A 25,189-nucleotide genomic window follows, 5' to 3' on the forward strand; every position below is an offset into this window, starting at 1 on the left:
CGTATTTGTTATAATTAAAATTTTCTTTTTTGTAAGTGTTAATTTTGTTTAAAATAAATTAAAAAAAATAAAAAATAAAATATTTTTTTAATTAATGTATAATTTTTCAAGACAATATAAAAATTTGTTTATATAAAATTGCTTTTTTTGATGTGCTATTTTATTTAATTTTTGGTATAATTCCCAGTTTTGATGTGTTTGTGTATTAATATCATTTAATTTTTTTTTAATTAATGTTATGTCTTTTAAATTTTTTAATATTTCTTTGTTTATTTCTGTTTTTTGTTTAATTAATTCTTTTATTTGATTTTCCATTTTATAAATTTCTTGATTATTATAAATTGTTATACCTTGAGTTTGTAAATTGCTTTTTTTATCTTGTATGTTTTTTTTTTGAATATTTATATTTTTATATATTTCTTTTTTAATTTTTTTAAATTTTAGAATTTGTTCGTTTGTAAAAATTATTTTTTTTGGAACTAAATCTATTTGTTGTTGAACTTCTATAATTTTATTTTTATATTCTTTAATTAAATTATTAATATCATTAAATTCTGATAAATCTGATAAAAACATTTTTTTAAGAGATTCGAATTTTTCTTTTTCTTCTTTGTTAATATCATTTAAAAATTTTTCCGAATCATTATTATCTTCCGAAATAATATAAGATTTAAGATTTTTCAATTTATAAACATTATTTCTTTTTAATTTAGATAAAGATAAATTTGATTTTTCAAATTTATTAGGAGAAGATAAAAAACTTTTCTGAAATGATTGATTTTTAATTTTACTAATATTGATATTTTTGAAAAAATTAATATTATTTAAAATGAAAAATGATATTATAACTATAATAATTATAAATATTAAAAATTTTTTAGATAATTTAATAAATTTCATATTTTGTTCCTTTTTAAAAAAATTTATTTGTTGAAGCGAATAAACATATTTATATTTGAAATTAATTTTGAGCAAATTTTTATTATCAAATATAATATGATTAAATAATTTTATATAATAAAAAACATTAATTTGTAAAGTATTTTAAAATTATATAAAAAATAAAAATACTACATTATAAATATCACTAAAGATGCCTAAATTTCGCGCTATCTAACCAATAGCTAGGGCCGATATAAACCCCCCTGAAAGGAAATGGTCGGTATAGCAAACGAAAGAATGTCAGATTACAGCAGACCATAAAAGCGGGTTGCGACAAAAGCAAATTAGTCAAACAGACCTCGCCACCAAATAATTCGATGGAGAAGCCTGGAATGGCCTAAAAAGGAAAATTGAGGTAATTGACAAACCTGTTCGAAATTTGCTTACATGAACAGTCCAGAGTTTACTAATATATGCATTATAATAATTTAGTTAATCGTCTTACCGAGAAGAGAGTTAATCACTCTTATAGGGATAGGGAGAAAGAAGAAAGTAATGTATTGTTTATTTTTGAGACCGCGGAAACTAGGAATGATTTGGAGTTAAGCTTTCGCGGACTATGAATAAGATTTATGACTGATATTTGTATCCCCCCATTAAAATAAGAACTCGAATACGGAATTAATAATTTAATGAACATTTACATAAAATTTAACCTCATTACCGCCCATAAAGAGTCAGGAACACCCGGAGTTGATGAGAGAACAATAAGTTATATGGACTTAAATAAATTAAGTAAGGATCGCTAAAAATATGTTTATAACTAAGACAATCCGGAACTGGTTAAAAGAGTTTATCTTACGAAAAAAAAGGATAAAAACAGATCTTTGATTCAAGATAGAATTATCCTAAAAGCACTAGAACAATTATTAACTTCCTATTTTGAAAACATCTTTTCGGAATGGAATTTAGGATTTAGACCTAAGAAATTGGGTTCGAAAGAGATTAAACGAATTTAACAAAGATTCAAAGGCATTGGTTATTTGATCAAAATCGATATTCAAGGTTACTTTTGCGCTATCAATCATGATATTCTCCAAAAGATGATAAAATAAGTATATCCGAAAATAAAAAGTGCTCAAAACTATCTAAAGATGGTTAAAAGCAAACATCATCGAAAAAGGGTGGTAATACAAGTTAACGTCAGGTTCTCCACAAGGAGGAATCATTTTGACGCTACTCACCGATATCTATTGAGATTATATGGATACGAAATTAGAGGAAATATTCAAAAAAGGAAAGACAAAGTTAAAGATAAAAGAAAGCTACATAATTAAGGCTTTATAAAGAAAGGAACAAAAATAAACAGCTTTATTAACTTTAACCTTAAACTGCGCGTCAAGTATGTGCGAGATATGCTGATGATTTTATAATCGGCGTTAAACGGGAAAGAGAGATAGGCGGAAAAAATTCATAAACTAGTTAGTCAGTAGTTGACGGAAGACCTAGGTCTGAAAATCAACACCGATAAATTAAAAATCGTTTTAGCGGCAAAAAGTTTTGGATTTCTAAAAAATCTTTAGTTATCGATCGGGATGGGGAGCCAAAGATAACTCACAACTTAAAAGGATAAAAGTTGAGTCATGGTAGAGCTTCTTTCGCGAAAGAATTAAAGGGATTAGAAATTATCAAAGCGAATTAAGCAAGATAATTATCAATCTCAATCTCTTCCCAGGACAAACGAGATTAACTGCTAGACTGATAGTGCAGAAATGTGATATTTTCCAGTTAGAAAATAAATTATTAGAAAAAGTCTATTATGTCGAAACCTAATTGGAGAAGGGTTGATAGATAAAAAGGTATGAGAGTATCGGAAAAGAACAAAAGGTCAAGAATAAGTATTTAACCAGTGGTGACACAAAGTTAAACCCGGAAAAGGGATAAATTAGGTAAAGCGGTGTGCTGGGAAACTTACTCGCATCGTTTGGATGGGGACTGTTTTTAATATTTGATAGTTGTCAAATAAACGCAAATAATCTATCTCTATTAATAAGCGATTTAAGCTATATATTTTTTTAATTTAAATAAATTTAAATAAGAAATTATAATTTATATTTTTTTAAATATAATTTAAAAAATATTAATAAAAAAATAATTAATTATTATTTAAATTAAAAAAAATCTTAAATTAGAAATAAATAATTTTCATTTAATAACAAATTTAAATTTATATCAATTTCTAAAATATATGGAAATTTATTTTTTCTAATGCGGAATATATTAATTTTTAATATTAATTGTGATGTAATATTATCATATTTACTTGAATCATATAATATTTAATGATATTTTTACTTCAGGAAAAGTTATTTTTTTATATAATTATATTTTTTATATTATTTTTTTGATTTTGTTTATTTTAAAACTTTAATTTTTTTGTGTATTTCGATGAAATAATCTAATTTTATATAAATTCATAGCCTATGATCAAGATTTTAAATAATTTTTTCTATAAAAATTTAATAAATATAAGATATTTATTTACAATTATTCAATTATCTTTCGCTTGGGAATCGAATTTTTATTGTATTCTTATTATGTTAAAATTTTAAATTTGAGTTATTATTGAAGATTTATTATTTATTAAAAAAATATTTTTAAGAAATTAAAATATATAAAGTTACTAAGATAAATATAATTAATAAAAAAAATATTAATAATATTTCTTGTTTATTTTTTACATTTGTGTTATTAATATTATTTAAAATTTCTAATTAGAATAAATTTCTATTAATAATTATAGCATATAAATATTAAGAAGTTTAATAATTTTTTGAATTATGATTTTAATATATTTTCTAAATATAATAAATAAATATTGAAAAAAATTTAAGAATCGGAAAATTAATAATTATAATTTTAATCCTATTATTATCTAATTTTTAATACTAAATTGATAAATATAATATCCATCACATAATTAAATTGTAACTATATCTAAAGTTTATAATGTTGAGAGTTAATTATTTCTTAGTTTCGATGAATGAATAAAAATCATTTAAGTATATAAGTGAAATATTGCGGAATTTAATATAATTTCTAATTTAAATTATTTTATTTCCGATGATTGTTTAAATTATTATTTTTTAACTAAAAAGATATTAAATATAATAATAATTTTGACTAATTTTTACTTTTGTATCAAAATTTTTTGAAATTATTATAGAATATGAATCGTAAGATTAATAAATTAAGTTAATGAAATAATTTAATTTTTCAAGAAAAAGAGGTTTAGGAAAATTATGATAAAATTGTATTTTTATTATTTATATATTTTATTCATATTTATTAAAATTTCTGTTTTGAATAATATTATTATAGCTTCACCATCACAAGATGAATTCATTAATGGAACTAGAATTGTTAATGTAATTGTTGCTAGTGATGATATTTTAAAAAAACATAATTTGTTTCAAAAATATTTTGATTGGTCTTGCAAATATCCTAGTTATAATTCCGAATTAGAAGAATTTGGCATGACTTGGAAAATTAAAAATCCACCCGAAAATTTATTAGGTGTTTTTTTTGATGCAGGTAATAGAGATAATGAAGATAATAAGTATTCTTTAGAAGAATTAAAATATATAGCTAATAATGCTAAAAATATGTATATTTTTTGGAAATATAAAGAAAAATAATAATTTGTTTTCTGGTATCAAAATAACTAATTTATTTTTGAAATTTTAATTTTTATTCTAATAAAGGAAATCGATTCTTATCTTACATGGATTAACCCTAAAGAAAAGAATTAGAAGTAATTTGGTACCTATAAAACCATTTGTACATAAATTATTCGCTATTTTTGTCTAGATTTAGATGAATAATTTCAGATAATTAATTTATCCCGAGCTATCTCCTAAATCGAAACTATATTAACCGCAAAATTAATTGCGGAAAAAATTTAAAGTTGGCCTGGAATTAAACACCCTACTTAACATCCATCATGCCCCGCACTGAAACCTATATTTTGTGACAACTTTTAAGAATATTATTAATCATCTCAATCGCTATTTAAGTCGGAAATATCTCAGCTTTTCTCGTGAACCAAACTTTTTGGAACTGCGCCATTTGTAGAAAGTTAAATGTCCAATAAAAGTTTTACTCAAGACAAAAACCAAAATTATTTTACCTCCTCACTTATTAGTTAACCAAAAAAAAGAAAAAAATCGCCTCTCAAATAAATTATTTTTTTATTTTAGTTCATTTATTTCCGATAAGGATGGTAAAATGGTACTATCTTAAATAAAGGAAAAAAGTTGCACATGTTAATCCCGAAACAAATTGAATTATTACAAACAGTCATTCTTTATCAACGCCCCGATTTATCAAAAATAATATTACCTTTAGTCAAAGTTTACCGCCAAACTTTAACGATTACCAAGATTTTTAACCTTTTAAAAATCAAAAGGCATCTTTATTATTATTGGCGGAAAAGTCAAAAAGCTCAACAAAAACGTCAACATCATTACCAATTAATTACCAAAAGAGTGGGGTTATTATGTCAAAATATTGACTCATGTTTTCCGCTAGTTTTCGAAATACGACACAAGGGATAAATTGGACTTGGTCTTTGTGATTAACGGCTAATTGAAAATCAATTTTGGAATTTGTTCATGATGGCTATTAATGTATTGTTTTTCTAAATCATGGCTCAAACGGCCAATTAATTGGAATTTGTTTAAAATCATTTATTGATCTTTCGATAAATTTTTTTTAATTTTTTGATTGCTTTTTCTTTTATATTTGCTACTTGTCTTAAAGTTAAATTTAGTTGTTCAGCAATTTCCTTGTTGGTATAACAGCTTTGGTAATTTTCATGGATATTGCTCAAAATAATCCCAAAACTTAAATGAATAATTTTAAATTCCTTTGTACTTAATTTCTTTTTCATTTTTTTTAAAAAAAGTTCATGATGCCCTTGTTTTAACCAGTATTGATGTGGTGTTAATAAGGGCGATGTTAAAGGATAATGATAATGATCTACCCAACTAACTAAAGTAATTGATTTAGTCATTTTTCGAATGGCTTCGGAAATCGCTTTCTGAATATGGGGTTTCGCATAAGCTAAAAAATCATAACCTAAATCTTGATAATGATCGAGAGCTTTGCTTAAACCACTCATCCCTTCTTGTTCTAAATCGGCTCGAGTTAAACAACGCGGATAATATTTGAATTGATAAACTAGTTTTTTAACTAAAGGTAAAATGTAATATTATTAATTTTTCGCGTAACTTAAAATCACTTTTATCTTTTAAAAAAAGTAAAAATAATGTTTTTAGATTTATGAGTCCCCTTTCTAAAAATATTTTTAGAAAAGCTGAAAATTAACTTTTTATTCTTTTTAAAAAATAAAAAGACCAACTGATAAGTTGATCTTAATGATTATTAAGTAATTATTTAGTTGTCATAATTTTGGGGTGCAGTGCGCTTATCTATCCATTTGTGCTCGCATTGACCGTGATTTAGCCAAACTCGAAGCGGATGAAAAAGATTATCAACAAAGAATAGCTGATTATCAAAAACGTCAAGAAAAAGATAATTTAGAACAAGAAATTATGAATTCTGTCCTAATAAAAGAAAATATAAACAAAGAATTTCAATCTTGGATTAATGAATATCGAACCATCTCCAAGGAATTAACCGAAAAACAAAAAGAAGTTTCAGATACCTCAGATTTATTTAAAAAAAATACAATTTAGAAGAAAAATTAGAAATTAAAAATGAAAAAATAAATACCACCAAAGAAGAACTAAAACAAAAAAATCCGAGTTACGCTCGCACTCAAAAAAGTTTTGAAGAACAACAAAAAAGAAAAAAATATGCTAAATTTTATCAACCAATTATCAATAAATAATGATGAAATCAATTTTCATCATTATTTTCTTTCCACATTTCTTGCTTAAAGTGATATAATAGCGATATATTTAAATTTCTAAATTTGATAATAAAATCTCTTATTATCAGAAAGGTTCATAAATTCGTGAATCAAAAAAACTTTTTTTCAAAATATTTTATTGAAATAATGGTAATTTTATTCGTGGGAATAGTAATTATCATTATAATTAATAAAAATCGTACTCATGTTACTTATCCGCAAAAACCTTTATCTTCTTTAGAAGCAGAAAAAGAAAAATCCGAGTCTGAAGAATCAGAAAGAGAAAAACCAATTTCTCCCAGACCAAAACGTTCTTTAGAAATTCCCCAACCAAAAATCAAAACAAAAGCTAGTCGTTTCGAACAAATGAAAACTTATCTTTTTCAAGAAACCGCTCATCATGCTATCTTACCATCTGATTTATCTTCTGAAGAACAAGAAAAAATTGCGAAATTAAAAAAGAGTCGGAAATTATCATTGGATTTATTAAAAGAGCGAAAAACATGGGTAGATGAACAACAAAAAAATTGTGATGAGTATCAATCACAATTAAATCTTATTTCCCCAAAAATAAATTCTTTCAAACAACAAAAATTACCATTAGAAGAACAACTAGCAAAAAAAAATGCAGAAATCGATAGGTTAAAAAATGAATCACAACAATACAAATATATACATAATCAATCGCCTTCAGTAAGAACCGAAAGGGAAACTAATCGAAACCGACTACAAGCGGAAATTGAAAAACTCCAGGAAGAAACACTTGAAATAATTGTTAAAATAAAAGATATTAATATTCGAATTGGTAAATTAGAAGCGGGCCAAAAATACTACCAAGAAATGTTAACTGATGCCGAAAATTCTAAAAAAAGGTTAGAAAAAAGATATGAAATAGATAAAAAAGAATCTACAAATTCAATTCTTTCAGATTTAAATTCCTTTTATAAAATAACCTCAGCTGAGGGATAAAAAAATAAAAGGAGTTATAAGTTAAACTGATGCAAGTAAAAAATAAATTACATCTTTTACCATTCTTTTTAATTAGTTTTTTAGGATTATTCCTTTTAATCAATATTAATTCTGTTATGGCTGCTCCGAAAAAAAATGATAAAGGCAAAGAAATTTCTTCATCTCAAAAAAAAGAAAAAACAACAAAAAAAGACGTATCACAATATTATGAATTATACAATACTCTTGAAAATTATTCCGAAGAAGATCGGAATAAAATTATTAAGATGTTATCAGATCCAAAAATATTAAAATCATTACAAGAAAAAGCACTTAATTCACAAAAAACAGGTTCTTCCTCTAAAAAACCTGATGATTCTAAAAAATAAAAATAAACTATTATTTTTTGTTTAAGACCCTTTTCGAAGGGTCTTTTTTATTTAACCATACTAAATAACAAGACTCTTTCGACAAGAGTCTTTTTTTATTGCCATTAAATAAATGAATATCTTATTAACTAAACAAAACAAAGGAGTTTTTTATAATATGAACAATTTAAAACAATTAATAAAAGAAATTCCAATAATAGGAGGTTGTCGGATAATTTTTAAATTAATCAAAATTCCCTTTCTTTAAAAATTACTTCATCATCTTCTTGTTGATTATTTTATATGTTATCCCTCCTCTTTCTGCTTATTCTGGTTTTCATCGCCAAAATAAAACCAAAATCCAATTATCTGACTCCCAAACGCTCCAACAAAAATGGTTAGAAAATCAACCTAAGCTAAAAAGATACGATATTTCTGTTTTAACTAAACAAAGCATTCTCGAAATCTTAAAATCTTTTAAAATTGAAACTTCTACTTATGAGTTGGATAACCCCGCTTATAACCCTTATGGTCTAGATTTCTTTTACTGGGAACTAAAAGATCCCCCATCAGGTCTATTAGGAGTTTATTTAAAACCGAGAAATAATCCTTTTCATATCCGATATCCTGTGGCAGATAGTAAATATACTTTAACAGATCTGTTAAAATATGAAATTGCGATTGAAGAGGCTTTTGTTTTTTGGGATGCTAACCAACAACCCCCCCTCAACAGAAATCAATCCAGAATTAATCGTTCTCAATCTATTTGCTGACGAAAGTAAAGAGGATGCCATTAATGATTATTTAATCAAAAACCAAATCATTAATAAACATCTCTTGATTAAATTAGGTTGTTATAACGCTACTCCGACTACAGGTTTGGTGGTACCTTTCTCTAGGGGAATTTTTAATGGGTTGGAAAACTTTGCCATTTATTTCGATAATGGTATCCGACTTCTTCCTGAAGATGAAAAAAATTATACTTTGGCTGATTTATTGCTACCGAAATCGGCAGTATTACAGGATTAGATCCTTTCTGAACTCTGGAACAATTAGTTCATGATAAACTATTTGGTACTACCTTTCAAACTAATAAATATGTTGAATATGGTAATCAGATAGAACCATTAGCTCGTCAATTTATCGAAAAACAACTTATATTTAACATTTAATCCTGTTATCTTTATTGATGACCAATATCAACGTTTTTCCGCCAGTTTAGATGGTTATAACGAACCAACCAATACCTTATTAAAAATCAAATGTCCTTATAGAGATGAAAATGACCATATTTCCAGTACTTGGACTTTGTTTTTAGCGAATCCCTGTGAAAAAACAATTCAGCTCTATTACTGGGCTCAAGTCCAATGTCAACTGTTCTGTTCCTAGGTCCAATATGGATATTTTCTAGTTTATTTCACAGCTACTTTTTTTCATGTGGTCAAAGTAACTTTAAATCAAGCTTTTATTAAAAAAATGTATCAAGCGAGCGAGGTTTATTTAAATTTATTAACCAATGCTCGAACAGAACTCGCCCAAAGTACTTATTTAAAAACCTTAAGTAAATTCAAAAAATAAAAAAGTAATTTATTTTAAGATCCTTTTCGAAGGGTCTTTTTTTATTTAACCCCAAAAACCTTTTAACCTTAACTGTTAAAAAATATAAAAAAGGAGATGCCAAATGAAATTAATACGTTTTTGAAGGCTTAGATGGTAATGGTAAAACCACTTTAATCACAGCCCTTCAGCAAAAATTAAACCATAACCACATAAAACATCACATTTACCAAGGATTAGGAAGTAGCACGATTGGTCCTTCTATCCGTCATTTTTTTCTCCATGGTCACCAAGTTCATTTTTTAACCCGTTTTTATTTGAGTATCGCCAATATGACCCAAACCCAAACCGAATTAATTAATCCCGCTTTAGCCAGAAACGAATTAGTAATTTTAGATCGTTGGGCGGGTTCGACATATGCTTACCAATTATATCCATTTTTAACCAAAGATCCCAAACATCATTCTTTAAAAACCATTTTTGAAATAACACAAACACTAATTTTAATCCAACCAGCCTTAACAATTTTTTTAGATCTTGAACCTCGATTAAGTAAAGAACGAAAACAAAAATCAAAAGGACACCAGAGTGACATCATCGAACGGCAACCTGTTGCCTATTTTCAAAAAGTACGCACAGGTTATGGGGATTATTTCACCCGTTATCCTAACAGGCTTAAATTAATCTTAAATGGAAAAGAGACAGTACAATCTAATTTACAAAAAATTATCAAAATATTAGGAGCAATTTAACAATGGCTATTATCATAAAAAAAAACTTGCCAAAATGGCAATCAATATTTTTACTACAGCAATGGTAAAATCAAAACCATCACCAAAGACGGACAAATTAAATGGAAAACTAAATATGTTTTTCGATATCGCAAAAAAATACAGAAAGGAATTATCAAATGAAATTCTTAATTTATATTATTTTCTTTTTAAATTATATTCTTTTAACAGCCTTTCAACTTTCTGAATCATTTTATTTTGCTACGCGTTATTCTTTTATACTAAACATTTTTGTTTTTTGTTTAAATATTATTTATTACGTAACTACTACATGGCTTTTTATTAGTGCATTTGTTAATGAAGACGATAAAGAGGATGATGTGTCACCATGTTGACAATAGAGATTTTAAACACTTTTTTTCAGGCAACTCAAGTTGAGTTGCCTTTTCATGTTTATATGCAAAATCATTCTCTTTTAAATCAATATTTTAAAAAACATTCTATTAACGAACAAAAACAACACGTTTTAAGGAAGAAAAAATAACGATTTATTAATTTTAAGATATTTAAAAAGCCAAGGAATTAATAATTTACGGCTATTTAGTTATTTAATTAGTTTATTCGAAAATATTTTCATCATTTTTTACTATTTAAAAAATCTTTATTTATTTAAATTGATTATTTTAACTTAAATTTATTTTTTTATCTTTTCATAAGAACCGTATTACAAAATTTAAATTATTTATTTGTTAAATTTGTTTTTTGTTTTAATTTCGATTTTAATCCAGGAAAAATTATAAGTTATACGTATTTGATATTATGGAAATATAAAAAATTTTTAGTTAATTTTAAAAAACATATATATTCAAACTCCATCACTAATATGTTTTAAATCTTTTTAAAAAAAACAATATCATCTTATGAATTTATTTATTCTGTTTCAATAAACATTAATTTATATTCGTTAAAATCTATTTGTTATTCTGATTGTTCCTTGTTTCTTAAATTATTTCGAACTTAAAAAATTTAAAGTTTTTTCATTAATTTGGTACTTGGTCTTTTAATCTTCTTGGTTTCATTAAAGGTTTTTTTGGTGTTGACAAGAAAATTATAAACATAAAAAATTATACTCTATTCTAGAATTGTAATTTGAACTCAGATAGATCTAAATTCGAGAATTACGATATTAACTTTTGAATTATCAGCATATTGTAATTTAATAATCAAAAAAAATTTATGAAAAAATCAATTCAAATAATAATTTAAAATTTAATAATAATAACTATTTGTAATTAGAAATTGAATTAAAAAATAATTTTTTAATAAAATAAATATCGGGGAGGTTTATAATTTTGTAATTATGTTGAAATTATTATTTCAAGTTATTTCTTAATAATAAGTAAAATGAAATATTCATTATACACAAAATCATTAATAAATAAAGTTGACTATATTTTTTAAATAAAAATGTCCATGTTTGGATATTAACGGAAGAATAAATATTTACCGAATATTTGTTAACTAATTTTATAAATTTTTGGAATAAACTTGATTGTTGTTTTTTTAATATTTTATTTTTGTATTGATATGGTAAAAATTCTATATTTTTTTCTGATAAAATATTATCTTTTGGAAAAATCTGATTATTTTTGTTTTTTTCTTTTATTGATGGATTTTTATAATTTAGATTAATTGTTTTTGTTGCTGATTTTTCTTGTATTTGATATTTATCTTCATTTAATGTTGAGTAAATCGGTTTTAAGTTTGCAACTTTGTTTTGAAATTTCTTAATATTTTCATTTTGTTTTTGATCAGTTTCATCTTCTTTTTGATAATTTTTAGTTAAGGTTTTTAAACTTTGATTAACATTAATAAAACTTTTATCTTGTCTTTGATTAATTTCAGTTAATGTTTGTAATCTTTTATCGAAATCCAGAATACTTTTATCTTGTTTTTCATTAGATTCAGTTAATATTTGTAATCCGGAAACAAAAGAAGAAATATCTGAATCATGTTTTCGATCATTTTCGTCGTGTCTTTCATCATTTGCATCATGTTTTCGATCATTTTCAGTTAATGTTTGTAATCTTTTATTAAAATCCAGAATACTTTTATCTTGTTTTTCATTAGATTCAGTTAATATTTGTAATCCGGAAACAAAAGAAGAAATATCTGAATCATGTTTTCGATCATTTTCAGTTAATGTTTGTAATCTTTTATCGAAATCCAGAATACTTTTATCTTGTTTTTCATTAGATTCAGTTAATATTTGTAATCCGGAAACAAAAGAAGAAATATCTGAATCATGTTTTCGATCATTTTCGTCGTGTCTTTCATCATTTGCATCATGTTTTCGATCATTTTCAGTTAATGTTTGTAATCTTTTATTAAAATCCAGAATACTTTTATCTTGTTTTTCATTAGATTCAGTTAATATTTGTAATCCGGAAACAAAAGAAGAAATATCTGAATCATGTTTTCGATCATTTTCAGTTAATGTTTGTAATCTTTTATTAAAATCCAGAATACTTTTATCTTGTTTTTCATTAGATTCAGTTAATATTTGTAATCCGGAAACAAAAGAAGAAATATCTGAATCATGTTTTCGATTATTTTCGTCGTGTCTTTCATCATTTGCATCATGTTTTCGATCATTTTCAGTTAATGTTTGTAATCTTTTATTAAAATCCAGAATACTTTTATCTTGTTTTTCATTAGATTCAGTTAATATTTGTAATCCGGAAACAAAAGAAGAAATATCTGAATCATGTTTTCGATCATTTTCAGTTAATGTTTGTAATCTTTTATTAAAATCCAGAATACTTTTATCTTGTTTTTCATTAGATTCAGTTAATATTTGTAATCCGGAAACAAAAGAAGAAATATCTGAATCATGTTTTCGATCATTTTCAGTTAATGTTTGTAATCTTTTATCAAAATCCAGAATACTTTTATCTTGTTTTTCATTAGATTCAGTTAATATTTGTATTTTATCTTTTAAATCATTAATTTCTCGATCATAAGTAATAAAATAATTTTTTAACTGATTTTGAACATAATTTTGTAATTCATTTTTTGTATTCTCTAAATTATTTAAAGTCGCAGGTATATCTTTCATTTGTTTTTTTAAATTCATAATTTCGTTTTGAGCATCTTCTATTTTAAGTCTTAAAAATATAGTAAATAACGGATTATTTATTATTTTATTTATTATACCTATTTTAGTTGGCGACCATGTTATAAAATTATTCGATTTTGTATCCAACATTATATCTATTATATTTTGTAAGTAAGAATTATATAAATTTAAAATATTTTTTTTATTTTGATATTCTAATAATAATATTTTCTGGAAATGTTCTAAAATTTTTTCTTCCGAAGTCGGCATATTTACAGATGTAAACAAGGAGTTGTTTATATAATCTTCTTCGTTTTGAATATAGAGTTTTTCTTCGGGTTTTAAAGAAGATAATTCTATTTCTGTTCTGATTTGATCATATAATTTTGCTAATTTATTTTTTTCTTTAAATTGATTTTTTATCTTTTCTTTTAAAATTAACAAATTTTGTTGATATGTCGATTGCGAATCTATTTCTATTAAATTATTTTCAAATGCTTTTTCATTTGTTATTCGCTTTTCTATTACATTATAATAATTGAAATGAGCTTGCATGTTTTTAAGTTGTTCTTTTGAATTAACAATTTCTTTTTCTTTATCTTCTAAAATAAATTTTAATACTATCGCATAAAAAGGATATTTTATATTTTGGATTTGCGGATTTTTATATAATTCATTAATTTGATATATATGAGAATTTCTAATTTTATTGTGAATTAATTTATAATTTACAAAAAATTCATATGCGGCAAATAATTGATTTTTTTTTCTATATTCTTTTAATAATATATGATTAAGTTCTTCAATTACATCATCTTTTAATGTTATTTTAGGATCAATCTTGATTAATTCTTTTATAAATTTCTCTTCATCTTGGATTGATGGATTATTTGATATTGTAAAGTTAATATCTAAGTCTTTGTTTGCTAATTCAAAAGCTTTCGCTATTTTATTTCGTTCTAAAAATTCATTAATTATTCTTTCTTTTAAAATTGCAATAATTTCGTCAGGAGAAATAATATTACTATCTATAAAAATTAATTTTTGTTCTTCGCTCGACAAACTGATATTATTTATTTTTAAATTTGCAGATTTATTTATTTGTTTATTAGAAAATAATTTGGATTTGTTGATATTATTATTCATATTAAAAAATATTATTAAAAAAATATTGAATAATAAAAAAAATAGAAAAAATGTAATTAATAATTTAATAATTTTATTTTGCATGGATTTTTCAAACACAATAAGCAAACCTTTTCCGTTAAATTTATCTTAATTTTTATTAATTTTTTTTAATTACAATACCTTCAAAATTATTAAAAAAATTAAATAAAAAATCATAAATATATTTAATTTATATTTATTTATGGTAAGAATAATTTTTTATTGCATTAACACAAAATATCTTTAATATAATTATTAAGTTTGAAATGAATTTACCGAATTAAAATTTTGTTAAAAATATTTATCTCTAAATTATAATTTTAAATAATTAACAAATACTTTAAAAATATTTAAAAATAATTAAAAATAATTAAATTTTTTAAATAAAAAATCATTGAAAATAAGGAATAAAACAATAAAACTTTCAAGAAATAATTTATAATTTATTTATTAATAATTTATTAAAAAAACCGATTTAAATTAAAATTTAATAGTATATCGAATTTATAAATATTAAATTAATTTTGAATTTAATAACATGTAACTAATTCTACCAAATATTAATATTTGCGTCAATATTAAAAAAATAAAATTAAAGTAGTTCTATTTATTTAAATAAATAAAATAAGATATAAAAAAATTATGTATAAATTTTTCTTTAATTAATATTTAAGATAATATTTAAGTTATAATTTACAAAAAATAGTATGGCCAATTTATCAAATATTTTTTTAAATTTTATTTATTTTTTTAAAAAAACTCAAAATAAAGTTTTTATTGCAACATTACTTTTTAAAATAAATTCAAAATCTATTTTTCTTTAAAGAAAAATATAAAATATTAATATTTTCAAAAACTTATTATATAAAAATAAGATTATTAGAATATCAATAACTAGAATTATATTTGGATTTATGTATAATTCCTTCCTTGATAATTATTTTAATAAATAATAAATTATTAAATTATAAAAATATATAACCTTAATCTTAGGAAAATAATTTAATTATTCCGAATTAAGTTTTTTACTCATCTGAATAACAAAAAGTTGTTTTATCTTTGTATATAATGGCTTTTTTATTTAATTATTAGTTCATTTAATAACTAGCTTTTAATATCCCCCGATTTACTCTAAATATTAACTTTGATTCTTCAATAAACTATTAAATATTCTATTTCGATAATTTGCGAGTAATTACATCTACTCGTTCTAAGATCATGTAAAACTTTTTTTGAGATCACGTATTAAAACCTAAAAGTACCACAAATAAATAATTTATTAATAAAAATCTTTTTGACAAGAAAGATTATCTTGTTTATAATTTTTTTGCGAAATTGAAGGATAATGGTTATTCCTAATAAGTTCTCTGAATTCCGATTTGATATTTGTCATGATGTAAATGATAAATTCATAACCTAAATCTTTTTTAGTTAAAACACAGGGATAATATTGACAGTGATAAATTAGTTTTTTACCTAAAATGAATAAATTACGATTAATGGTTTATGAATTTCTAAATTCTTTTTATTTTTTAAAAAATTTTGAAATACTTTTTATTTTAATTTTATTGTAATATTCGATTTCTTTATAAAAAAGTTTAATATTCAGATTTGAAATTTATAATTTATTTTAATATCAAGTAATAAATTATAAAATATACCTTTGAAATAGTAATTTTTAATTATATAATTTAATTTAGAATGTTAATAACAAGATTATTGTGAATTTTATTATTTTTTTAAAATTATTAATGTTCAAATTAAATTTGAATATTTTTTTTATTCATATAAGAAAATATAATTAATTTTTAAATATTCGTTTTAAAGTTTATTAAAAGAAAGAACAATAGTTCAAGATAATAAAAAAGACTCTTTTTTTTAAGATTCTTTATAATTTATAATTGCACCAATTTAATTAATTTAATTTCGGCGATTATTATTTGAATTATTTGGTTGTTGGCTTAAAGTATTATATAATCGTTTTTCATTATCTTTTAATCTTTTTCTAAAATTATTTTGATATTTTTCAATACTAGATAATAAAAATTAAAAATTCATTACTTCGTTTTAGGATTCTCCAAGTTACGCTAAATTTCAACCTTAATTCTTTAGGGGAAGTATCCTCTTTAGGAGGCTGATTCCAGGTTTCCTCTTCTGATAAACTACTCAATACATAGTGCAATTAGTAGACTCTGGACTGTCCGTATAAGCAACTTCCGAACAGGTTTCGGTATGACATCATTTTTCTTCTTAGGCCATCACAGGCTTCTCAATCGGATTATTTGGCGGAGAAATCATCTTGACTAATTTGCTTTCGTCGCAACCCGCTTTTATGGTCTGCTATAATCTGATATTCTTTCGTTTGCTAGACGAACCATTTCCTTTCAGGGTTTATCGACCCTGAATATTGGTTAGATAGCAGGAAATTTAAGCATCTTTGGCGCCTACATCATAATAATTGCAATTTCTATCTTTTGTTGAACAGTGTTCAAGAGCATTATATACTTCTTTATAATGTTCCTTTTCATCTTTTTTAGATTTTTCTTCTGATGAAATTATATCTTTTTAATTTTTTTAGATGCAGCTGTTACTTGATGAAAATTATTAATAATCAAAAAAATCCCTAAAAATCTAAATAAAAATATATTTAAAAATAATTTATGATTTTTTATTTTAAAAATTTATATTCAATCTTCTTTGATTTTGGGAATTTTTTATTTTTTGAAATTATTTTTTTTGGAATTATTAAATAGTGTAAATAAACTTTTATAATTATAATTTGATTTTTTCAATTGTTTTAAATTATTCTAGTTTTTGAGAAGGTTTTTTGATTAATTAATTCTTTTAGTTTTTTTGAAAATCTTCAATTTTAATAACTTGTCATTTTAATAATTCATTAGTAAAGGGGGGGAGATAAAAAATCTTTATATTGTTAAATTATTTTTTATTTTTTTATTTTAGAAATATTTTTGGTATTATTTTGTCTTATGTCTAAATAATTTTTTAATAAATTTTTAATTTTTAATAAAAATTTTTTTTAATTTTTTTTAAAGATTTTTTCACTTTTTTGTTTAAATATATAGCGAGAAGATAAAATATAAAACAATATCTTTCGAAATAAAGAATTATAAAAAATGTTTAAACACTTTTTTAAATGAAACAAATATTTATTGAAAAGCTAAGAAATTATCAAATTATTTTTCAGTCTTAAAGCACAATTTTTAAATCAAAAATTATTTAAAAATGTGGAATAGTTAAACCGCCGGATGGATTATAAGAAATGATAATATACAATAAAAAATCGGATTTCTTTAATATTCACGCAAATATATGAAAATTTTATCCAATTGAAACTATAAATTAAATTATAAAAATAATTTTCATAAAATAAAAATATTTATTATTATACCTTTTGTGATTAATAAAAAAGGTTTTCATTAAATAAATTTTAATTCTTTTTTAAAAAAATATCAAATATCTTAAATTAATATGAATCAAATTTTGGACAGATTATCTAAATAATAATATTCCTTAAACATAATCCCAAGCTTTTGATACTATATTTTTACAAAATAAGATTTTTAAATTTGAATAATTTGATGAAATAAAAATTTTGAAATTAGAGAAAGAATGTTTAAACTATATTTTTACCCTTTTTTAAAAGATATTTCTTAATATTCTAAAAATCAGCATTAATCAAAATTATCAAAAAATTATATTTTTGAATTAAATTCGCAGAAATTATAATCACATATAATTACAATTTATTGTGCAAAAATAAAAAAATCAATAATTTTTTAATAAAAAATGAAATTACTTTATTTATATTTTTTTTATAATAGTTTTATTATTTTTTTATTTTCTTGTAATTATCTTTGAAAAATTATGGATATAAAATTTTGCTTATTTAAAAAAATTCTTAATTGTATAAAAAAATAAAAGTAATATAAATAACAAATAAATATAATTTTTTCTAAAAAGTAAATTTCAAAAAAATATATTAAAAATTAAATTATTTTTAAAAATTACCTTATTTCAATAATAGAACTAAAATATAGAAGAGGTTTTCATATTTGATGATTAAATTAAAACAAAAACTATTTTTATTTAGTTTTTTAATATTATTTTTTACTATTAATAACAATAAAGTTATAGCTATGTATTCAAATAATTTTGGAACAAGCAATCCTTCTTTAACTAAAGAACAAGAGAATATTGATGAAAAAATATTAAAATTCCAAGATATACTTGAAGCGCATAAAAAAATAATAATAGCAATCAATAAAGTAATACAAAAATTACCTGATGAAAATCTTAAAAAAGATATGCTCTATGAATTACAAGATTCTTACCTGCAATTAATCGATTTCTTTATAAATCATAATCCTATTATAATTACAAAGATAAATAATTCGGAAACAATTAATCCAATGTTAACCAAACAAAAAAATTTAACTATGCATCAAATTATATTGAAAATAAAATATTTCATCGAAACCAATAAATATCAAATGATAATTTTAGAACAAGAAATGCAAAAATTATCAGATAACGACAATAAAAATTATATTTTATGCGAATTATATAATTTGTTAATAAAGGTTATGGATGATAACACAAAAGATTTGCGAATTCAAGATATTGTATTAGAATTAATGTCATAAGAAACATAAAAATAAAAACCAAATTTTCTAATATTAATAATAATTGTTTATAATATTTTTAATTCCAATATATTGCATCTTATTTTTTGATTTTTTTTATTATTAAACTTTTTTTACTTAAAATTCTCAAAATAAAAAAATATTTTTAATTTTTTTAAAATACATTTCCAAATTTATATTAATATTACATAAAAAACCATTTGAATAAATCAATAGATTATTTGAATTTTCAAAATATATATATTAAAAAAAATTTATTTTTAAGATTTAAATCAGATGGAGACAAGTTAAATCAGAATTTTATTTCAAAAAAACGAAAAACAGAAAATAATAATAATTTTAAGATTGTTTATATATTTAAATATTTTAATAAAATTATTTAATAAATGAATGAGATTAATTTTTTTAAACTCTTAACGATTCAGAAAGTATTTAAATTGTGCAAAAATAAATAAAAATGAGAATTTTAAAAGTTAATTAAATTTAAGAAAATTTTTAATTAATATTATTATTAATAAATTTTAATATAAATATAGTTATAAATATTTTTTTCATGATTTAAAATAATTCAAATCATTTAAGATTTATAAAAATTTACATTTTTACTTAAAAAAGAGAAATAAAAAATTAAAATAAATCCACTTTTTTTTAAAAAACAATTATTTTATCCTAATTTTAATTTCTTCATTATCTAATCATCAAGTTAAAGAAATAAAAAAAGGAGCCTTAAAAATGGTTAAATTAAAAAAAATAATTAAAACAATTAATATGGGTTTATTAGTTGTATTTTTGTTATTGATTGTAAACATAAATATTAATTCTTTAATAGCTATTCCAAATAATAAAATTATGACGCAAAAAAATGAAAATATGAAAATTTCTAATATTTATTTAGAAAAAGAAGAAGATATATCAAATTATTTAATACGTTTTAATTGTTATGAATGTTTTAGCTCTTTGGTTTTAGAATATCCGTGCTATAATGGAGAAAATATTAGATATGATCTTAGTTGGATAATCCAAAACCCGCCTTTAATAAAGTTAAATTCTACTAATTATAAATTAATGTGTATTGTATTCGACAAAGGAATTAGAGAAAAAAAAGATTTTGTTTTTTCTCTAGAAGATTTGAAAAATATGAGTAACGGAGCTTCTAATATGTATATTTTTTGGTTAAAAGAATTAGGTATTAAAAATGAAGTCAAGAAAGATATGCAAAATATAAAACAAATAATATTTAATCGATTAGAAATTGAATTTCAAAAAAATATAATAGTAGAAATGGATAATAAAATAAATTTATTGAAAGAAGAACAAAAAAATTTTCAATCTAAATTTTTAGTTAAACAATTGGAAATATTGCAACTGCAAGTAGAAAAAAAATTCCTAGAAAATAATCTTAAATCCAAAACACAAGAGTTGTTAAATACTCAAAAAGCAACTGAAACCGAAATAACTCATTTAAGAAAAGAAATTCAAAATATTCAAATACAATTGGATATTAAAAATCAAGAAAATAGTAATAAAAATCAAAAAATCGAAGAATTAAAAAAACAATTAAATTTATTGAAAACAGAAATAGAAAAAATTAAAGAAGAAAAAATTAAATATCAAGTTATGAAAAAATCACTTGAACAAAAACAAAACACTTATTCGGGAATTTTTAGTTTACTTTATAACAAAATGTTTGAATAATATTGAAAAAATACAGTATTCGTACTAAGCACTTAAGATTTTACTAATTATTAATAAATAAATAATTTTTTTAAATCTCAAATAAAAGTTGTCTTAAAAAATATAAAAATTTTAAATCAAAGAAAGTTTAATTTTGTTTTTAATGACTAAACATAATATTAATAATTCATCAAAAAAAATTATGGTTTTATATATTTTTTTAATAATATCAATAAATAAAATTTAATTTATATTAGTTTTAAATTTGGTGCAAAAGATTTCTAAAAATTTTACAAATATCACAAAAAGATAAAAATGGTTCTTGAAAAGCAATAATAAATAATTAAAAAGCGATTCTTAAAAAAGGCTTGTAACAAATTAACTATTATCTGATTAAATGGTTATATAAAGGTAAGCAGAACAGTTCACAAATTTTGACTTGTGGCTCATTATCTATTTATTTATTCTTATTTTTTTATTCTTATTTTCTTATTTTTCTGATATCATATATTTGTTGGTTGGTTATCTTCTGATGACAATCTTGACACAATACTTCAGTTCTTTTATTCCCGACCCTGTGGAAATGCGCGTTACGAATCATCCCAATGTGATGATTTGCAGTGGGGTTGTTTTGTCGCAGTTCTCACAACGTTCCGCTTTTAGACGATTAGTTAAATTCGTACGACCTTGGAATATAAATCTATTAATGGTAATATCCGGATTTCCCTTATAGTTACACATTTTTTTAATTCTGTCCCAAGAATAAACATCCCACGGTTCGTAATGGGTTTTTTCTTTATTAAGATAAGAAATAAACCCAAGTCGAACCTATCTTGCATTTCTTCCGAACTCTGACAATTGACGTTTTCCGTTTCCTTGTCAGTATCTTCAAACAGCTATATTCAGCTAGATAATTTAAATAGGTCAACACATCTAGATTATTAACTAAGCAAAAGTTTAAATAATTCCTCGGACAATTATTTGATAAGTTCGGATTATTTCTAACTCGTCTCTGTTAACTAATGCTTCGTCGTGTTTCACCTTTTTCCTCTTTTAACCAATGGTATTCATGTCCGTATTCTTTGGCTTTCGCGTGAGGAATTTGGATTTGAACCTTGTCATTTAAGGAATTCTTTGTGAATTTCCTTGTACAAATTTTATTGGTGGGGTTTACCTTTACCATGTATGATAAGAACTTTGTTCCTTTACAAGCTTTTACAATTTTCGATGTATTCTTGTTTATAGTGAGTTTTAGATCTTGCTCTAGCCATTGGACCACTTGGTTCTTAATCTTCTCGGCTTTGTCATACTCAACTTTGACGCCGATGATAAAGTCATCAGCATAACAGATTTACTCAATTATTGGTTTAGGATTTAGGTTGTGACCTATCAATCCCCAATTTATCATGTTGGTTGTTAAGCCCTTTTTTCTTATATTCTGGGTTATTCTTCCTAATTAGTTTTTTCTATTTAATTAGTTCGTTCATTTTCAGGTCGATATAATGTAGATATACATTCGCTAATAACGAGAAAATAATTCCTCATTGAGGAGAGCCAAATAAAGATTCGTATTTGATCCCATCTTTCATGAAACCGGTTTTTCGCACTGCACCCCAAAATTATGACAACTAAATAATTAATTAATAATCATCAAGATCAATTTATCATTTGGTCTTTTTATTTTTTCAAAAGAATAAAAAGTTAATTTTCAGCTTTTCTAAAAATATTTTTAGAAAGGGGACTCATGAATCGAAAAACATTATTTTTACTTTTTTTAAAAGATAAAAGTGATTTTAAGTTACGCGAAAAATTAATAATATTACATTTACCTTTAGTTAAAAAACTAGTTTATCAATTCAAATATTATCCGCGTTGTTTAACTCGAGCCGATTTAGAACAAGAAGAGATTTTAAGGTTAATGAAATCCTTGGATAATTATGAAGATTTTTATGCGAAACCCCATATTCAGAAAGCAATTTCTAAAACAATTCGGAAAACGACTAAAGCGATTACTTTAGATAATTATGATTATCCCTTAAGATCGCCCATATTAACTCCACATCAATACTGGTTAAAACAAGTACATCATGAAAATTTTTTTAAAAAATGAAAAAGACATTAAGCAAAACCGAATTTAAAATTTAAAAGTATTCATTTAAGTTTTAGTATGCCTTTAGTAAATTCCAAAAAAGCGAACTGTTCCATTTTTTAAAAAATTTTATAAAGAAAAATGTTTAATTTTTAACCAAAATTATTTTTTTGACGATTTTTTCAATTTTTTTACTTAAATATAATAGTGAGAAGATAAAATATAAAAAAATATCTTTTAAAACAAAGAATTATAAAAAATGTTTAAAAACTTTTTTAAATAAAAAAAATATTTATTTAATTCGAAAAGCTAAGAAATTATAAACTTATTTTTTAGTCTTAAAACACAATTTTTAAATCAAAAATTATTTAAAAATACAGAGAATATTTTAATCATTCCTAAGTTCAAAACACAAATAATCTATCCGTATTTGTTCTATTATTAATACATGTATATTTATTTTTATAATTATTAAATTAAAATAAAAAATAATTTTAGTTAAAAATATTTTGGAAAATTTAGATAATTTTTATTTATTTAAAAAAATCAACTAAAGAAGTTGATTTTCATAATTATTAATATTTCGTTAAATTGTCATTAACTGTTTATAATTTATTTTTTTTGATATAGTTATATAAAAAAACATTTTTATTTTTTTTATCTATTATATTTTATTTATATTTTTATTTTTTATTTTGATTTTTTTTGATAATACCCGCTTGATAACCTATAAATACAAAAATAATTCCACCTAATCCAGTTAAAAAAGATAAAATTAAAGGAAAAATAATGCTTTTATTATTAAGTCCGCAAAAATAACCCCATTTATAAAAAAAGTAGAATAATAAAATTGTTAATAGTATAAATACACATATAAAAAATAATGTGATACTTGTAAATTGTATTTCAAGATTTTCCATGATTTTCTCTCCTTATTTATTAATTTTATAAATTCAAATAAAAAATTTATTATTAAATATTATCAATAATAAAATATATTTTTTATTCTCTAATAAATATTTTATATTTTATTTTCATTTTTTTGCTAAATTATATTTTTATAAATTATTTATTATTGTTTTCTAAATTATTTATAGTTTATGTTTATTGGTATTATTTGACATATTAATTTTTTTAGTTTAAAATATATCCGGATATTTCACTATATATAAATTTTCTAATTTATAGTTAAAATTAAAAATCTTTTAGTTTGTTTTTTATTTATTAATGTTTTCATAATTTATAGTTAAAATTAAAAATCTTTTAGTTTGTTTTTTATTTATTAATGTTTTCATAAAATATATTTATTTAATTCACAAATTTTAAACATTTCTAAAAACAAAAATATATAATAAATACTACAAATATTATTAATTTTTTCAAATTTAAAAAAAATTATTAAAAAAGAGGTGTATGGATGCCATCTGAAAATATTAATTTACACAAAGTTAAAGAGTTTAAAAAAGGATTTCAGGATTTTATTAATAAGGGTAACATTGTTCAATTAGCAGTTGCTTTTATATTAGGACAATTATTTACTAAAGTAGTTAGTTCTTTAGCTACTGACATAATTATGCCTCCTATTAATTATCTTTTTAGTGATACAGGTTCTTCTCTTCAAACTTTAAATTGGCAATTAAAAAATAATATTTATTTGAATTATGGCATTTTTTTACAAAATGTTTTTGATTTTTTATCTGTTTCATTTATTTTGTATTTAATTGTTTTATATTTTTCTAAATATTTTAGTAAAAAAAATCAAAATGAAAATAAAATTTCTATCGAACATGAACAAGTTAAAATTTTAAAAGAAATTAAAGATATTTTAATTAATCAAAATAAATAATCAAATTTTTTTATTAATATAATCATTTAAATTTTTTGTAATTCATTTCGAGAGTGCTTTTTTGTTTTAGAATAAAAAAGCACTCTTTTATTTTTATTATTTTTTTATATAACATCTTTTTAACTTGGAATTTTTTTTATTTAAAATAAATTTTTATTAATATTTTAAAATGATTTCATTATTTTATAAGATTAATAATTTTCCAAAAAT

Annotated in this window: 17 protein-coding genes and 3 pseudogenes; 11 read left to right on the forward strand and 9 right to left on the reverse strand. The window is 22.0% G+C overall.

What is annotated here, in order from left to right; genetic code table 11:
- Nucleotides 1-87: 87 nt before the first annotated feature.
- A complete protein-coding gene (locus H7686_RS01030; protein ID WP_304513375.1) occupies nt 88-900 on the reverse strand; it encodes a hypothetical protein in 813 nt (270 codons plus the stop codon).
- A 3,284-nt stretch (nt 901-4,184) separates the two neighbouring features.
- Between H7686_RS01030 and H7686_RS01035 the strand changes: the two genes are divergently transcribed.
- Nucleotides 4,185-4,580, forward strand: a complete 396-nt coding sequence (locus tag H7686_RS01035) for an effector protein (RefSeq protein WP_193621863.1) — start codon at nt 4,185-4,187, stop codon at nt 4,578-4,580.
- Between the two features lie 868 nt (nt 4,581-5,448).
- Here the strand turns inward: H7686_RS01035 and H7686_RS01040 are convergent.
- Both H7686_RS01040 and H7686_RS01045 read right to left on the reverse strand, forming a co-directional pair.
- Nucleotides 5,449-5,627: pseudogene (locus H7686_RS01040) on the reverse strand (single-stranded DNA-binding protein); the annotation flags it as partial.
- Nucleotides 5,627-6,227 (reverse strand): annotated as a pseudogene (locus H7686_RS01045) (sigma-70 family RNA polymerase sigma factor). The pseudogenes H7686_RS01040 and H7686_RS01045, both read right to left, overlap by 1 nt.
- Before the next feature lie 132 nt (nt 6,228-6,359).
- Between H7686_RS01045 and H7686_RS01050 the strand changes: the two are divergent.
- The 6 genes and pseudogenes from H7686_RS01050 (at nt 6,360) to H7686_RS01075 (ending at nt 10,965) form a co-directional block, all read left to right on the forward strand.
- Nucleotides 6,360-6,641 (forward strand): hypothetical protein, encoded by a 282-nt coding sequence (locus H7686_RS01050; protein WP_193621862.1) that lies wholly within the window; start codon nt 6,360-6,362, stop codon nt 6,639-6,641.
- 281 nt (nt 6,642-6,922) lie between these two features.
- Nucleotides 6,923-7,786 (forward strand): coiled-coil domain-containing protein, encoded by an 864-nt coding sequence (locus H7686_RS01055; RefSeq protein ID WP_444517555.1) that lies wholly within the window; start codon nt 6,923-6,925, stop codon nt 7,784-7,786.
- Between the two features lie 29 nt (nt 7,787-7,815).
- Entirely contained in the window at nt 7,816-8,154 is a 339-nt protein-coding gene (locus H7686_RS01060; RefSeq protein WP_249175850.1) for an SVM family protein, read from the forward strand.
- Between the two features lie 266 nt (nt 8,155-8,420).
- Nucleotides 8,421-8,906: a hypothetical protein gene (locus H7686_RS01065; protein ID WP_193621861.1), complete on the forward strand. Its 486-nt coding sequence runs from the start codon at nt 8,421-8,423 to the stop codon at nt 8,904-8,906.
- Nucleotides 8,907-9,836: 930 nt separating this feature from the next.
- Nucleotides 9,837-10,442, forward strand: a pseudogene (gene tmk / locus H7686_RS01070) (dTMP kinase); the annotation flags it as partial.
- Nucleotides 10,443-10,809: 367 nt separating this feature from the next.
- Nucleotides 10,810-10,965, forward strand: coding sequence for a hypothetical protein (locus H7686_RS01075; protein WP_193621858.1), 156 nt, complete (start codon nt 10,810-10,812; stop codon nt 10,963-10,965).
- 828 nt (nt 10,966-11,793) lie between these two features.
- Here H7686_RS01075 and H7686_RS01080 read toward each other — a convergent pair.
- Nucleotides 11,794-14,685: a hypothetical protein gene (locus H7686_RS01080; protein WP_444517556.1), complete on the reverse strand. Its 2,892-nt coding sequence runs from the start codon at nt 14,683-14,685 to the stop codon at nt 11,794-11,796.
- A gap of 2,576 nt (nt 14,686-17,261) precedes the next feature.
- Nucleotides 17,262-17,387 carry an SVM family protein gene (locus H7686_RS01085; RefSeq protein ID WP_193621866.1) on the reverse strand — a complete coding sequence of 42 codons (126 nt, stop codon included), beginning with the start codon at nt 17,385-17,387 and terminating at the stop codon, nt 17,262-17,264.
- 1,395 nt (nt 17,388-18,782) lie between these two features.
- Here H7686_RS01085 and H7686_RS01090 point away from each other — a divergent pair.
- Both H7686_RS01090 and H7686_RS01095 read left to right on the forward strand, forming a co-directional pair.
- Nucleotides 18,783-19,370 carry a hypothetical protein gene (locus H7686_RS01090; RefSeq protein ID WP_193621856.1) on the forward strand — a complete coding sequence of 196 codons (588 nt, stop codon included), beginning with the start codon at nt 18,783-18,785 and terminating at the stop codon, nt 19,368-19,370.
- A gap of 732 nt (nt 19,371-20,102) precedes the next feature.
- Nucleotides 20,103-21,065, forward strand: a complete 963-nt coding sequence (locus H7686_RS01095) for a hypothetical protein (protein ID WP_193621855.1) — start codon at nt 20,103-20,105, stop codon at nt 21,063-21,065.
- Between the two features lie 576 nt (nt 21,066-21,641).
- On the opposite strand, the gene H7686_RS01100 is transcribed toward H7686_RS01095, so the two are convergent.
- The 3 genes from H7686_RS01100 to H7686_RS01110 all read right to left on the reverse strand — a co-directional run bounded on the left by H7686_RS01100 (nt 21,642) and on the right by H7686_RS01110 (nt 22,323).
- Nucleotides 21,642-21,785 (reverse strand): hypothetical protein, encoded by a 144-nt coding sequence (locus tag H7686_RS01100; protein WP_249175849.1) that lies wholly within the window; start codon nt 21,783-21,785, stop codon nt 21,642-21,644.
- 58 nt (nt 21,786-21,843) lie between these two features.
- Entirely contained in the window at nt 21,844-21,975 is a 132-nt protein-coding gene (locus H7686_RS01105; RefSeq protein ID WP_444517557.1) for a hypothetical protein, read from the reverse strand.
- Between the two features lie 84 nt (nt 21,976-22,059).
- On the reverse strand, nt 22,060-22,323 hold the full coding sequence (locus H7686_RS01110) for a hypothetical protein (RefSeq protein WP_444517558.1): 264 nt from the start codon (nt 22,321-22,323) through the stop codon (nt 22,060-22,062).
- 465 nt (nt 22,324-22,788) lie between these two features.
- Between H7686_RS01110 and H7686_RS01115 the strand changes: the two genes are divergently transcribed.
- Complete coding sequence (locus tag H7686_RS01115; RefSeq protein WP_193621854.1) at nt 22,789-23,154, forward strand: sigma-70 family RNA polymerase sigma factor; 366 nt, start codon at nt 22,789-22,791, stop codon at nt 23,152-23,154.
- Between the two features lie 662 nt (nt 23,155-23,816).
- On the opposite strand, the gene H7686_RS01120 is transcribed toward H7686_RS01115, so the two are convergent.
- On the reverse strand, nt 23,817-24,053 hold the full coding sequence (locus H7686_RS01120; protein WP_193621853.1) for a hypothetical protein: 237 nt from the start codon (nt 24,051-24,053) through the stop codon (nt 23,817-23,819).
- 497 nt (nt 24,054-24,550) lie between these two features.
- Here H7686_RS01120 and mscL point away from each other — a divergent pair, with 497 nt between their 5' ends.
- Complete coding sequence (mscL, locus tag H7686_RS01125) at nt 24,551-24,979, forward strand: large conductance mechanosensitive channel protein MscL (protein ID WP_078123060.1); 429 nt, start codon at nt 24,551-24,553, stop codon at nt 24,977-24,979.
- Nucleotides 24,980-25,189 lie beyond the last annotated feature (210 nt).

The sequence above is a fragment of the Candidatus Phytoplasma asiaticum genome (assembly GCF_015100165.3).
GTDB lineage: Bacteria > Bacillota_I > Bacilli_A > Acholeplasmatales > Acholeplasmataceae > Phytoplasma > Phytoplasma citri.

Bases quoted from the DNA above. Each gene is read 5' to 3' on its own strand.
- H7686_RS01030 (WP_304513375.1), bottom strand. From the start codon at position 900: ATGAAATTTATTAAATTATCTAAAAAATTTTTAATATTTATAATTATT.
- H7686_RS01035 (WP_193621863.1), top strand. From the start codon at position 4,185: ATGATAAAATTGTATTTTTATTATTTATATATTTTATTCATATTTATT.
- H7686_RS01060 (WP_249175850.1), top strand. From the start codon at position 7,816: ATGCAAGTAAAAAATAAATTACATCTTTTACCATTCTTTTTAATTAGT.
- H7686_RS01075 (WP_193621858.1), top strand. From the start codon at position 10,810: ATGTTGACAATAGAGATTTTAAACACTTTTTTTCAGGCAACTCAAGTT.
- H7686_RS01080 (WP_444517556.1), bottom strand. From the start codon at position 14,685: ATGAATAATAATATCAACAAATCCAAATTATTTTCTAATAAACAAATA.
- H7686_RS01090 (WP_193621856.1), top strand. From the start codon at position 18,783: ATGATTAAATTAAAACAAAAACTATTTTTATTTAGTTTTTTAATATTA.
- H7686_RS01095 (WP_193621855.1), top strand. From the start codon at position 20,103: ATGGTTAAATTAAAAAAAATAATTAAAACAATTAATATGGGTTTATTA.
- H7686_RS01100 (WP_249175849.1), bottom strand. From the start codon at position 21,785: ATGTGTAACTATAAGGGAAATCCGGATATTACCATTAATAGATTTATA.
- H7686_RS01115 (WP_193621854.1), top strand. From the start codon at position 22,789: ATGAATCGAAAAACATTATTTTTACTTTTTTTAAAAGATAAAAGTGAT.
- H7686_RS01120 (WP_193621853.1), bottom strand. From the start codon at position 24,053: ATGGAAAATCTTGAAATACAATTTACAAGTATCACATTATTTTTTATA.
- mscL (WP_078123060.1), top strand. From the start codon at position 24,551: ATGCCATCTGAAAATATTAATTTACACAAAGTTAAAGAGTTTAAAAAA.